This is a genomic window from Clostridium sp. OS1-26 (genome assembly GCF_030915445.1).
Classification (GTDB): domain Bacteria; phylum Bacillota; class Clostridia; order Clostridiales; family Clostridiaceae; genus Clostridium_AM.
In genome coordinates, this window is record NZ_CP133264.1 from 5,468,256 (window position 1) to 5,481,609 (window position 13,354).

Annotated in this window: 11 protein-coding genes and 1 pseudogene; 1 reads left to right on the forward strand and 11 read right to left on the reverse strand. The window is 31.9% G+C overall.

Features of this window, described 5'->3' with window-relative positions; translation table 11 throughout:
• The first annotated feature begins 13 nt into the window (after positions 1-13).
• The gene (locus RCG18_RS26920; RefSeq protein ID WP_374118991.1) at positions 14-1,399 is read left to right on the forward strand and encodes a cell wall-binding repeat-containing protein; all 1,386 of its coding nucleotides are present in this window, start codon (positions 14-16) and stop codon (positions 1,397-1,399) included.
• Between the two features lie 166 nt (positions 1,400-1,565).
• Here the strand turns inward: RCG18_RS26920 and RCG18_RS26925 are convergent, their stop codons facing one another.
• From RCG18_RS26925 to RCG18_RS26975, 11 genes and pseudogenes are all read right to left on the reverse strand, one after another.
• The gene (locus tag RCG18_RS26925; protein WP_308039040.1) at positions 1,566-2,876 is read right to left on the reverse strand and encodes a 6-phospho-beta-glucosidase; all 1,311 of its coding nucleotides are present in this window, start codon (positions 2,874-2,876) and stop codon (positions 1,566-1,568) included.
• Between the two features lie 6 nt (positions 2,877-2,882).
• Positions 2,883-3,200: a PTS lactose/cellobiose transporter subunit IIA gene (locus RCG18_RS26930; protein WP_308039041.1), complete on the reverse strand. Its 318-nt coding sequence runs from the start codon at positions 3,198-3,200 to the stop codon at positions 2,883-2,885.
• A gap of 11 nt (positions 3,201-3,211) precedes the next feature.
• On the reverse strand, positions 3,212-3,520 hold the full coding sequence (locus tag RCG18_RS26935) for a PTS sugar transporter subunit IIB (RefSeq protein WP_308039042.1): 309 nt from the start codon (positions 3,518-3,520) through the stop codon (positions 3,212-3,214).
• Positions 3,521-3,584: 64 nt separating this feature from the next.
• Positions 3,585-4,856 (reverse strand): PTS sugar transporter subunit IIC, encoded by a 1,272-nt coding sequence (locus tag RCG18_RS26940; RefSeq protein ID WP_308039043.1) that lies wholly within the window; start codon positions 4,854-4,856, stop codon positions 3,585-3,587.
• Between the two features lie 328 nt (positions 4,857-5,184).
• Positions 5,185-7,320: a PRD domain-containing protein gene (locus RCG18_RS26945; RefSeq protein ID WP_308039044.1), complete on the reverse strand. Its 2,136-nt coding sequence runs from the start codon at positions 7,318-7,320 to the stop codon at positions 5,185-5,187.
• A 5-nt stretch (positions 7,321-7,325) separates the two neighbouring features.
• Positions 7,326-7,883: a sigma 54-interacting transcriptional regulator gene (locus RCG18_RS26950; protein WP_308039045.1), complete on the reverse strand. Its 558-nt coding sequence runs from the start codon at positions 7,881-7,883 to the stop codon at positions 7,326-7,328.
• A 377-nt stretch (positions 7,884-8,260) separates the two neighbouring features.
• On the reverse strand, positions 8,261-8,968 hold the full coding sequence (deoD, locus tag RCG18_RS26955) for a purine-nucleoside phosphorylase (RefSeq protein WP_308039046.1): 708 nt from the start codon (positions 8,966-8,968) through the stop codon (positions 8,261-8,263).
• 35 nt (positions 8,969-9,003) lie between these two features.
• Positions 9,004-9,402 carry a cytidine deaminase gene (locus RCG18_RS26960; protein ID WP_308039047.1) on the reverse strand — a complete coding sequence of 133 codons (399 nt, stop codon included), beginning with the start codon at positions 9,400-9,402 and terminating at the stop codon, positions 9,004-9,006.
• A 59-nt stretch (positions 9,403-9,461) separates the two neighbouring features.
• Positions 9,462-10,764 (reverse strand): annotated as a pseudogene (locus RCG18_RS26965) (pyrimidine-nucleoside phosphorylase).
• Positions 10,765-10,904: 140 nt separating this feature from the next.
• Positions 10,905-11,924, reverse strand: a complete 1,020-nt coding sequence (locus RCG18_RS26970; RefSeq protein ID WP_308039048.1) for a LacI family DNA-binding transcriptional regulator — start codon at positions 11,922-11,924, stop codon at positions 10,905-10,907.
• A 200-nt stretch (positions 11,925-12,124) separates the two neighbouring features.
• Entirely contained in the window at positions 12,125-13,225 is a 1,101-nt protein-coding gene (locus RCG18_RS26975; protein ID WP_308039049.1) for a BMP family ABC transporter substrate-binding protein, read from the reverse strand.
• Positions 13,226-13,354: the final 129 nt, after the last annotated feature.

A 13,354-nucleotide genomic window follows, 5' to 3' on the forward strand; every position in this document is an offset into this window, starting at 1 on the left:
AGGAGGGGTTACATTGAAATTGAAAAACCTATCAATTATACTTTCAACAGTAGTTATTACTTTTTCTTTACCAAGCTCAGTTCCTGCAAAAAATAATTATAATATAGACAGATTATATGGTGAAAATCGATATGAAACATCCGTTGACATTTCAAATAAGTTTAGCCAGGATAAAATAGATAATATAATTATTGCAAGTGGAAATGATTTTCCTGATGCACTGGCAGGAAGTGTACTTTCTAAAAAGCTTAATGCACCAATTCTACTAGCAGATAAAACACCGGATAAAAATCTTAATTCAATAAACTATATAAAGAATCATTTAACAAATAACGGTACAATTTATGTACTTGGTGGAAACGCATCTGTGAATGAGGATTATATAAATTATTTTAAAGCAACAGGATATAATGTAAAAAGATTAGGAGGGGCTAATAGATTTGAAACCAATAAAGCTATAATAAACTTTTTAAATGTAAAAAAAGGTACTCCATTAGTTTTAGCTAATGGATATGGATTTGCAGATGCACTGAGTGTTTCAAGCATTGCAGCATCAAAAGGATATCCTATATTGATGAGTGACGCTAATAACCTACCTACTGAAATTGGACAAGTTATAAATAATATTCAGCCGTCCAAAATATTTATAGTAGGCGGCGAAGGCTCGTTATCTAGCAGCCTTGTAGATCAAATAAAAAATTTAGCACCTTCATTAGACATTAATATAGTAAGGATCGGGGGAATTAGCAGATACGAAACCTCCTTAAATGTATGTAAGTATTTTAATCTAGATACGGATACAGCACTTATAGCAAATGGTGGAAATTTCCCCGATGCTCTATCTGGTAGTGCACTTGCTGCTAAATTAAATGCACCAATTATACTTACAGATGGCAGCAATATAATAACTCAAAAAAGATATTTAGATAGTATGAACTATTCAAACTTAATATTATTAGGTGGAAAGAGTGCTGTAAGTGAGGCTGCAGAAAATATATTAAAAGGAAACGAAAAAGCCCTATTTATTGTAAAAAATGCATATCAAGAGCATAACAAAAAGTATATAGATGGTTATTTTATAAGATGGGTTACTGACCTAAATGAAGCAAGAGATTATGAAAAAAGAACGGGAAATACTGTAATTTGGAATAATCATGATAAAGTCGGAGAATATATACCGGATGATGGTTTTGATATGCCTATAAGCAGCACTGTTACTTTAGAAGTTGATGACAATGTAAAGATTAATAAAATAGATTTTGATACTTCTGGATCTATTCTACATGTTGACAAAAATTTTAATGATATAATAAGTGGTTATTACAAGGATAAGCCAGTTTTTAATATAGCCCTAAAAAATGGTACTGTGATAGAAATGTATCAAGAATACAGACCTTAGAAAAATGGGGCACAGTGCTATCTAGATAGCATTGTACCCTATTTTTTATAGTGAGCATATATTCTTTTTTGTAACATATACATGTCTTATCAAAACACTATATCAAATTTTTCTATGCTGCATTCATTTTGAGACAGTCTTTAAAAATATAATGTTAAGTACTTCCCTATCTATATTGAGGTAAATATTCTTTGTTTTCATTTATAATATCATCTAATAGCCCTTTAGCTATAGTTGATGATGGAACAAGAGGATGTATTGCAAGTGCTTGAAGCGCTGTATAGTAATTACCTGTTACAGCAGCCTCAACAGCTAGCTCTTCATATGCCTTAACTGCTTGCATGAGACCTCTTATTTTAGTCGGTACATGTCCGATGTTTATAGGGTGTGCTCCGTTCTTATCTATTACACAGTTTGTCTCAATAACTACATTATTTGGTAAATCTAAAATAGCACCATTATTTCTAACATTTACTGTGTGAATATCTTTCTTATCGTTATATATAGAACTTATTAAGGAACAAGCAGCATCAGAATAATGAGCTCCTCCTCTTTGTTCTAACTGATGTGGTTTTATATCAATATTAACATCTTTATAAAGCTCAAATAATTCATATTCTACCTTCTTTACAACCTCTCCTCTTGTGCCCTCAGCTTTGAAGGATTTTAGTTCATCCTCTAGCATATCTTTTTCATTATAGTAGTATCTGTGATAAGGGCATGGGACCATTCCTAATGATTTTATAAAGTCAGAATTCCATTGAAGATCTGGAATGTTTTTCATAGTTGTAGATTTTCCATTTGAAAGTTCATCTATAAACCTATCCGTTATATCCTGTCCATCCAGATAAACTTTTGTTCCCCACACAAGATGATTAAGCCCTGCAAAATCAATGTAAATTCTTTCAGCACTAACTCCAAGTATTTCTGCAACTCCATTTATCATACCAATAGGCACATTACATAGGCCTATTGTCTTTATATTCGTATGTTTTATCACTGCTTCAGTTATTATGCCTGAAGGATTTGTAAAGTTTATCAGCCATGCATTTGGAGCTAACTCTTCCATATCTTTGCATATATCAAGAATAACTGGAATTGTTCTTTGAGCCTTTGCAAAGCCTCCTGGCCCTGTAGTTTCCTGACCAATCACATTATATTTAAGTGGAATTTTTTCATCCCTAATTCTTGCATCTAACAATCCTACTCTAAATTGAGTGGTTACAAAATCAGCATCCTTAATTGCTTCACGTCTATCTAATGTTAGATGAATCTCTATATCCACTCCTGATTTTTCTACCATACGTTTAGAAAGGTTACCCACTATTTCAAGTTTCTCTCTTCCTTGTTCTACATCCACTAGATAGATTTCTTTTACAGGTAGTTCTTTATATCTCTTTATAAATCCTTCTATAAGTTCTGGAGTATAACTAGATCCCCCTCCAATAGTTGCAATCTTTAAGCCTTTCTTAGACATTATTAATCATCTCCTATTTGAATAGTTCAACTTATACATATCTATCAATTCTACAATCAAGTCTTTTGCAAGCATTGCATTCATAAGATGGTCTTCAGCATGCATGAGAAGTAATGTTACCTCTTGCTTCTGACCTAAAGCTTCCTTTTGAATCATAGTATTTTGTATGCCATGAGTTTCATAAAGCTCTTCTTTAGCTTTATTTATCAAATTTTCCGCTTCTTTGAATTCACCTTTTTTAGCTAAATTTAGTGCTTCAAAACATATAGATTTAGCACTTCCAGCATGGCTTATTATATTAAATACAATTTGTTCTAGTTCCATATTAGCCTCCATTATTGATTTAATATGCTTACTGCTAATTCAAAAGTCTTTTTTCCATCCACCATTCCATACACTTGCGGCGGAATACAAACATATCGTTTTCCTTTTGCTTCTACTATTTCCTTGACCCATTTTTCTCTATATTTAACCTGGGGACCAAGTAAAAATACATCGTAATTATCTACATTTCTATCTAAGTCTTCTACAGGCTCAGCTTTAATAACTACACCATTATAACCAGCTTGCTTAGCATAGGCCTCCATTTTAGTTACTAGTAAACTTGTTGACATACCCGCTGCACACATTAATAAAATTTTCATATTTTGTACCTCCCAGTATTTCTTATTAGATATAAATATTATAAATCTCTGTATTCTATAAACATTAAGCCTCTGCACCTTGTCCAGATACTTGTGTCATTGCTTCTTCATTTTTTTCATTCATTAGCTGTTGTTTTTCAGCCGACTTGAAGAATGGATAGTAAATTATTGCTGCTATTATCATAGATGTAGCAGACCAAACAGCTGCCCTCCAATCTCCACCGGTAGCAAGAAACGGTCCTATAATAGGTGGCATTGTCCATGGCATCATTGCCACTGGCCTTCCAATTATATTGAAATACATTAATAAATATGATCCAGTAGTGAGAATTAGTGGTACAAGGGTAAAAGGAATTAGTATTATTGGATTAAGAACGACTGGAAAACCGAATATAACCGGCTCATTTATCTCAAAGCAAGCCGACGGAAATGCAACCTTACCTAAAGACTTGTACATCTTGCTTTTAGATCTAAGCATTAATATAACCAAACATAGCGTAGCACCTGTACCGCCTACATTAACAAATAAGGAATAGAAACCTGATGCTGTAATATAAGGTATTGGCTTATGTGCAACAAAAGCAGCAGTATTAGCGGTTAAAAATTGAATGAATATAGGATCAGCTACACCTTCAAGTGTCATATCTCCATGAATGCCTGTAGACCAAAGTAGCGTTACCAGCGAACTATACACTAATATACCTGGTAAGGTGTTAAGAGCAAATACTATTGGTCTAAATATTGATGTTATAAATTCAGTTATATTAAAACCAAAAACGACTCTTATTGTCCAAACTATAACTACTACTGCTAATGTAGGAGTTAAAGCCACAAATGAATTACCAACTGCTGGCGGAACTCCTTTCGGTAGTTTAATAACTATATCTCTCTGAACAAAGAACCTTAAAATTTCTACTGCTAAAAGTGAAACTATAATTGCTGTGAAAAGTCCCTCTGCTCCAAACTTGCTTGTATCCAATTGAAGATCTCCTGTAACCTGTGTTAAAGCAAACGCTACAAAAGCTATTACTGAACCGGTTATAGGATCAAGGTTATAACTCTTTGCCAAGTAATATCCTATTCCTAAAACTGCCAAAACTCCTAAAACACCAAAGGAACAGTTTACAACGACATTGATCATGCCTGCAAATTTACCTATAAAATTTGGCCACCATTCAAAAGGTAAATTGCCAAAGATAAGAAATATACTTCCTACAATAATGAAAGGAATGGTTATTGCCAATCCATTACGAACTGCAACTAAATGCCTTTGGTTTCCGACTTTAACTAATGGCGGTATCATTTTTTCTTGAAAAAAATCCATAAATCTTTCCATGTACGTCCCCCCTATTTCTATGTTTATTCTACATAAGTATCTTTAGCAATTACCATGCCATTATTTTACATATAAAAAAGCCATTGAAATAAGAGACCTGTATATCGCTAAGAATATATCTGTATTGTTTAGTTTGTTTTAATACACATATGTGTATTATGCATTTTTTATATTTTTACATTTATAGCTAAAAATTAGTCTAAACAATATTGTTCAAAACTGTGATTTTACAAGGAATTATAATTCCTTGTAATTAGCATTCCATTGGAAAGCACAATATGTGTTTTATGTGTTTTATCATTTATCTATTACAATACACATATGTGTATCATAATAGATAAATAATCTTAAGAACGTTTAGATATTCACTTGTAGGCAACTTTATATTAAATATTTTTTCTATTGGCTTCAAAATATTTTTAATAAAATTATATTTTTCTATATATTTATTTATTAACCTCTCATCACTTTCTCTATATAATAGTTTTTCACCACTTAATGTACGTTCTATAGCACAAGCAAGATGTAATATTAAACCTGTTAAAACGTTACTATTAAGTTCCACTCCATTATTCAAAAGTGATAAGTAAAAATTTTTAAAGCCCTCAATATACTTATAGGAATCTATGTTAATATTCTCCTCAATGACTTCCGTCATATTGCATATAGTTTCCATTAAGTTTATTCTTGATTTTAATTTGCAGGTTTTTTCTCTATCAAATATATCCGAAGTTGAAATATATAATAAAGATTCATCCTCAGGTTTTACAGCGCTTACAACAGCTAATATATTTTTTTCAAGCTTGATTTTCTTGATTTTATTATTGAACTTATCTTTACTTGAGATGTCAATGTTTAAGATATCAATATCATTATTCATATCCCCTAGCTTTTCTTCTATAATTGATTTAAGTTTAATGGCTGTTCCTTCTCCAGTAATGCATGCTGTTATAATAACATTCTTTTTAAGCTCAGAATTTATATTTAAGCTGTCACTATAAATTCTTCCTATATGGGGACTTATATTGACACAACTATCATAAATTTCTTCTAAAGAAGCTTTTAAAATTGCTTTTCTTGTTGCCTCTAGCACAATAGGCGTAGATACCATTTCTACTGTTTTTACAGGTATTTTTGTTTGTTCATATATCATGTCACCAAATAATACAAGAGACCCCATATCAACAAGCAGCAATACTCCCTTACACTTATCTATTTTTTTTACAATTTCAATTAAGTTCTCTAATGCAGCTTCAGGCTTTTGATCTAAAGGCATATTATAGCCAATAGCATAATTTTCTCCCAGTAATCTGTTTGCTACTTCTGCTATTGAGGTAGCTGCTGACTCTCCATGCATAGCAACTATTATCCCAACAACACCACTACTTTTAGAACTCTCTTTATCTATGCATAAAAACATGGTTATAAATCCAACTTCATCTTCTGGAATAGAAATATTAAATTCCTCTTCAACCTTTGTTTTTAAATTATGTGCAATTTTAAATTCTTTATTATAGTTTTTTCTAATATCCTCTAACTGATGATTCTGAATTTCTTTTCCACTAGAAATTCTTTCAATTGAACTTGCAACATGCATGGATAATCCATATAATATCTTTCCATCAAATTGCATTGCTAGCTCCAATCCCGCTGAATTTAAAAACTCATTTACTAAATCTACAATCTTCTTATTAACAACCTTGTACAACTCTTCAAGATTTTCTTTATTTATATTTAATATGTACTTTTTAAAATAAGTGTCTATATCTAGGCTCATTATGAGTTTTATATCTTTTTCACTGGTTCCCTTAGATTCTAAAAGCTTTCTTTTTTCCTCTAAAGCTCCATAAAAATCAAATATGCTTATATTTTCATCATCCCTAGTATTGTTTTCATCTATGCAAAACTTAATTATATCCTTGTCTACAAACTTATCTATTTCATTTCTTATCTCTTTATATCTAAACAACCCTCTAAGTATATATTGAGGTAAATCTTGGCTATGAATACAAATATTCTTGTCTCTTTTCATCATATTTTCAAGAAATGCCTTAGAACAGCATAATTTTATATCACTTTTAAGCTGTCCTATGTTATTAGAACAGTTATACAATAGTAATGCCTTCAGTGCATTGGCAGTAATTCTAATACTTCGTTTTATACAGCTTGCTTCAATTTTAAAAAAGCTTTCTATAAGTTCATATCTTTCTTCTACACTTCTATCCTTCAAAGCAGGCAGACGTATTATCATTGGAATTCTTCTGGTAAAGGTTTTCAGCAATGCAGATTCTACATTTTCTGTCGTAGCACATATTATAAGAATCTTTGCTTTATGTTCTTCATCAACTTCTCCTAGACGCCTATATATGCCCTTGTCAATGAGATAAAAAAGCATTTCTTGTCCTTCAGCAGGAAGTCTATGGACTTCATCCAGAAATAATACACCTTCGTTGGCCTTTTCCACTAATCCTATTCTGTCCTTGTTTGCACCTGTGTAAGCTCCTTTTTGACACCAAAAATATGGCTCATTAAAAGTTGAACGTTGTTAGCATAATCTGCACAGTTGAAAGCTACGAAAGAAGCATTAGCCTTTATCTTTCTAATTTCTTTGGCATACTTGTACATAGTTTCTGCAAACATTGATTTTCCTGTTCCAGTTTCTCCCAAAAGCAATGTATGCAGTCCATTAGGTGGGTATATTATAGCCGCCCTTGCCTGTTGTGATGCGTTCTTTAAACTGAAAGTAGCTCCTATTATGTCATCAAATACATCTTTAGAAATCCTTACTTCATTTACATTACTTTCAATATCTTTATCTTTAATTTTATACAGCACTGGCTTGCCAGATACTTTTTCAATTAAATTATTCTTGTAAAGTTTGTTTAAATCACTGGATGCATTTGTTCTTTGTATATTTATTACCTCTGATATTTCCACAGCAGAAAAGCCATTTATTTTTCCATTTTTAGCATAATCTTTACTGCATAACTTTTTTAGGGTCTCATATACATTATCAATTCTCTTCATAAGCTTCCCTTTCATATAATCTTAGTTATAGTACTTAATTAATAAGTATTCAATTTAAATTTTATATATTCTCTACTATGCAACGAACTCCTTCTACCATTTATTTAATATTTTTTTGTTGATGTATTTTTATCAATTGACACCAGTATTGCGAGCACTTACAACAACTGTTTTTAAATTTTAATCTGAGGCCTTTCTTCTCTCCTCTAACCCAATTTCTGGTATAAAAATAGAGCTGAGTTTAAATTCTCAGCTCTGGTATTTTCTCTGATTTTTGGTTTGTGCATAATTCCACCCCCCTTCGGGGATTCCGTCATGGTTTAGTGAGAATCGCCAGGGATTCGTGGGAATCATCGAGGTTTGATGGTTGGATACATTTATAGTGAGTGTATTGTCTCAAGAGCAATTTCCATCATACTTGTGAAGGTTTTTTGTCTCTCTTCTGCTGTAGTAAGTTCACCAGTTATAAGATGGTCACTTACAGTAAGTATAGTAAGTGCATCAACACCATATTTAGCAGCTAATGTGTAAAGTCCAGCCGCTTCCATTTCAACTGCTAAGCATCCAAACTTAGCCCAATGCTTCCAAGCATCTGGATCATCATGATAAAAAGTATCTGAACTAAAGATATTACCTACCTTTGGCTCAATTCCTTTTTCAACTGCTATGTCATAAGCTTTCTTTAACAATTTAAAGCTCGCTGTTGGAGCAAAATCTCTTCCGTTAAATCTTATCTTATTTACATTAGAATCTGTTGACGCTGCCATACCTATGACCATATCTCTGACTTTAACTGACTCTTGAAAAGAACCACAAGTACCAACTCTTATAAGGTTTTTAACTCCGTAACTTTGAATTAATTCATTAGCATATATTGATATTGATGGAATGCCCATTCCTGTTCCTTGAACTGAAACTTTCTTTCCCTTATATGTTCCAGTGAAACCATACATTCCTCTAACTTCGTTATAGCATATAACATCTTGAAGAAAATTTTCTGCTATAAATTTAGCTCTTAATGGGTCTCCAGGTAACAATATACTTTCAGCTATTTGACCTTCTTTTGCATTTATATGAACACTCACTTTAAATACCTCCTACAAAAACATATTATAAATTATTATTTGTTTAAATCTTCCTTAGTGAAAGCTCCTGGCAATACTTCAGATAAATCTTTTACGATATAGTCATTCTCATTTTTTGCAAGTATTACTTTAATATCCATATTACCAAATTCAGCAATTACTTGACGGCATATCCCACAAGGATAGGTATATGTGTTTAAGTCTCCCACTACTGCCACTGCTTTTATTTCTTTTTCGCCTTCTGATATACCTTTAAATATAGCAGTTCTTTCTGCACAATTTGTTGCTCCAAAGGATGCATTTTCTATATTACATCCTCCATAGATATTACCACTATCAAATAAAACTGCTGCACCTACTTTAAAGTTAGAATAAGGAATATAAGCTTTTTCTCTATATTCTAATGCTATCTTTATAAGCTCTTTATAATCCATTATACATATCTCCTTATTAAATTTACTTATCTAAAATAATATTCTACATAAGTTTCACTCTATCTAACAACATCATAAACTAGTGGAATGTTTTCATCATATTTAGATGCAATTTTGTAATTAGCTAATATATCTTTAGCTGCTTTTTCTGTCTTTGATTCATCATTAGCATGAATGTGAGCTATTATATCTCCTTTTTCAATCTTGTCTCCTCTTTTTGTTAAGTACAATACCTACAGCTAAATCCACTACATCTTCCTTAGTAGCTCTTCCTGCGCCAAGTTCCATAGCTATTAACCCTATGTTTTCAGAATTAATCTTTGACACATATCCCTCTACATCACTTTTAACTTCATAAATATACTTAGCTTTTGGAAGTAACTCAGGATTGTCTATTTGTTCTACATTTCCACCTTGCGCTCCAATAAATTCTTTTAGCTTTGTTAATGCTGAACCATCTTTTATTGTTCCTAAAAGCATTTCTCTAGCTTCCTCAACAGTTTCAGCCTTTTTAGCTAAAACTACCATATTGCTTCCTAAAGCTAAACATAACTCTAATAAATCCTTTGGTCCCTTTCCTCTTAAAGTATCTAATGCTTCTCTTACTTCAAGAGCATTTCCCACTGCCAACCCTAAAGGTTGATCCATATCTGAAATTACTGCAACTGTGTTTCTTCCCACATTTTTTCCTATGCTAACCATTGCTTCGGCAAGCTTTTTAGCATCTTCGAAGGATTTCATAAATGCTCCATCTCCAACTTTAACGTCTAGAACTATACAGTCTGCTCCTGCAGCTATTTTCTTGCTCATTATACTTGCAGCTATCAACGATATGTTATCAACTGTTCCAGTAACGTCTCTAAGAGCATATAATTTCTTATCTGCTGGTGCTAAATCAGCAGTTTGACCCATTATAGCTATTTTCTTAGTATTAACATTGTTTATAAATTGTTCTTCTGTTATTTCAACAGAAAAACCTTCAAAAGATTCAAGCTTATCTATTGTTCCTCCGGTATGACCTAATCCTCTACCTGACATCTTGGCTACAGGTATTCCTAATGCTGCTACCATTGGTGTAAGCACTAAAGAAGTTGTATCTCCAACTCCACCTGTGCTGTGCTTATCAACCTTTATGCCTTCAATTTTTGATAAATCCAGAATATCTCCAGAATTAACCATTGCCATAGTTAAATCTGCTGTTTCTCTCATATTCATCTTTTGAAAGTATATTGCCATCAAAAGAGCTGAAACCTGATAATCTGGTATATTACCTTTAGTGTAGTTATCTACAAAGTAGTTAATTTCCTCTTTACTTAACTCGCTGCCGTTTCTCTTTTTAATTATTAAATCATACATTCTCATGGTTAAATTTCTCCTTTCATATATTTTTGTATTTATAGTATTCTAAAATTAAAGAATTTATTTATTCAGTTACACAATTAATTTCAAGTTATTTAAAATTCGCAACAATATGTAACCGCTTACCTATATGTTAAAAAAAATTATTTTTTTATTTTTTCTGATCCGTTTAAAACAATAGTTGGAGAAATTCTAATTCTCTTGACTTCATTTATCTCCTTACCATTAATTCTTTCATTAAGCATACACATAGCAGCTTTTCCTAGCTCTATTGGAGAATCCTCTACATAGGTAATATCTATTCCAACCATATCAAGAAATTCAAGCTTGTTAAAACCTACTATGGATAAATCCTCTGGAACCTTTTTATGCTCTTCTAACATTGCCTTAACACAACCTAATGTCATCATATTACTACATACAACAACTGCAGTTGGTTTATCTTCCATTGATAATATCTTCTTTGTTATTTCATAACTAGTATCTAATTTATAATCGCCTTTAAAGATGAATTCATCTCTTGTACGTATATTATTTAAAGTTAAAGCTTTTTTGTAACCTATTAATTCATGTATTGCTCTTTCAGAGCTTAAAAGTCCTGTAATTATTGCTATTTTCTCGTGTCCTTCTTTAATTAAAAGATTGGTAGCTTCAAAACCACCTTTTATATTATCTACAAAAACTCCATTAAAGGTTGAGTACTTTATATCTGCAGCAACTAATACAATAGGCATACTTAAACTTTCTATGGTATTAAAGTACTGACTGTTAAATTCGTCTCCTCCAAAAATAGGAGTCATTATAACACCTCTTAATCTTTGTTCCTTAATTACATTAAGAGCTCTTATTTCTTTTTCAAGTTTATCATCTGTATTAAATAATACTATGTTTAAGCCCTGTTCTTCTGCTGCGTCACTTATTCCTTTGATGATTTCACCAAAATAAGAGTTTGTTATATCTGGAACTATCACTCCTATTGTATTTACCTCATTTTTAGATAAGCCTCTTGCTATAGCACTGGGAGTATAATCCAAATCTTTTATTGCATCCAAAATTTTGGTGCGCGTTTCTTCTTTTACATATCCTGAATTATTTAGAACCCTAGAAACAGTTGCTAAGGATACTCCTGCCTTCTTAGCAATATCATTTATTGTAGCGCCCATTATTATGTGCCTCCCTTATATAAAACACTCTTTATCCTGCAGGTTATTATACCACAAAGTGGCAATTTTATATATAATTAAGGAGAATTTAGTTAAATTTATATGTAGTATTTTAGTTTTAAATCTAATGTAAAAAATATATTTATTTAATAATAATCAGATGGAGTACAATAAACCCCATCTGATTATGTCATTAATACTTATATTTGTGGAACTACAAATTTTGTTGCAGCATCCCTTGTTGAAGGAACTTCAATTTTTCCAGCTTTTATAGCATCAGTATACTTCTTAACTAAATCTAAAACATCTTTTGGAGTATTCTTATTTGAAGTTGGAGCTATACCAACTCCATCTTCTTTTAATCCATACTCTATATGTTTTCCACCTTGGAACTTTCCGTTAACTACCTCTTTTACTGCACTATATGTAGCTACGTCAACTTTTTTAATCATACTTGAAAGGATTACACTTTCATATTCTGGAACTGTAACTGCTTGGTCCATATCAACTCCTATAGCCCAAACTTCCTTTCCTGAGTCTTTAATTTCCTTAGTAGCTTTGAACATTCCTATACCAACACCACCAGCTGCATGATAAATAACATCGCAACCAGCACCGTATAATGATTTAGCTAATTCATAACCTTTATTTGTATCACCAAAGCTATCAGCATATTTAACCATTGTTCCTGGGCTCTTACCATCTGAACTTATTAATCCTTTAGCCGCTTCTGGGTTTACAGCCTTAACACCTGCAGCAAAACCTGCTTCAAATTTATTTATTGCTGCAAAATCTTTACCGCCTATAAAACCAATTTTGTTAGTTTTAGTCATTTTACCAGCTATAACTCCCATTAAGAAAGAACCTTCATGTTCCTTGAAAGTTATTGATTCAACGTTTGGTGCATCAACAACTGTATCTATTATAGCAAAATTCTTGTCTTTGTATTTTCCAGCTACATTTTTCATAGCTTGCTCCATTTGGAATCCAATTCCAAATGTTAAGTTTGATCCAGCATTAACTAATGCGTCCAAATTTGATTCATAATCTTCTTTTTTAGCTGATTCTACTGGCTTATAGTCAACTCCAAACTCTTTTACAGCATTCTTTATTCCAGTATCTGCTGCTTGGTTAAATGACTTGTCATTTAATCCACCTTCATCTGTTGAAAGACCTATCTTTACGCTTTTTCCAGCTTGTCCACTTTGTTGAGTTGTGTTTTGCTTGCTTCCACAACCTGCAAATAAACTAGTAGCAATAGCCATTGTAGCTAAAATAGTAATAATCTTCTTTTTCTTCAATTAGTACACCTCCAAATATGTTATCGCTTACATATTAATAATAATGGGAATTTTCCTATAAGTCAATTCTTTTTTATAAAGGCTTAGAAAAATATTTTTATTTTTTTACATGATATTTTCATATTATTT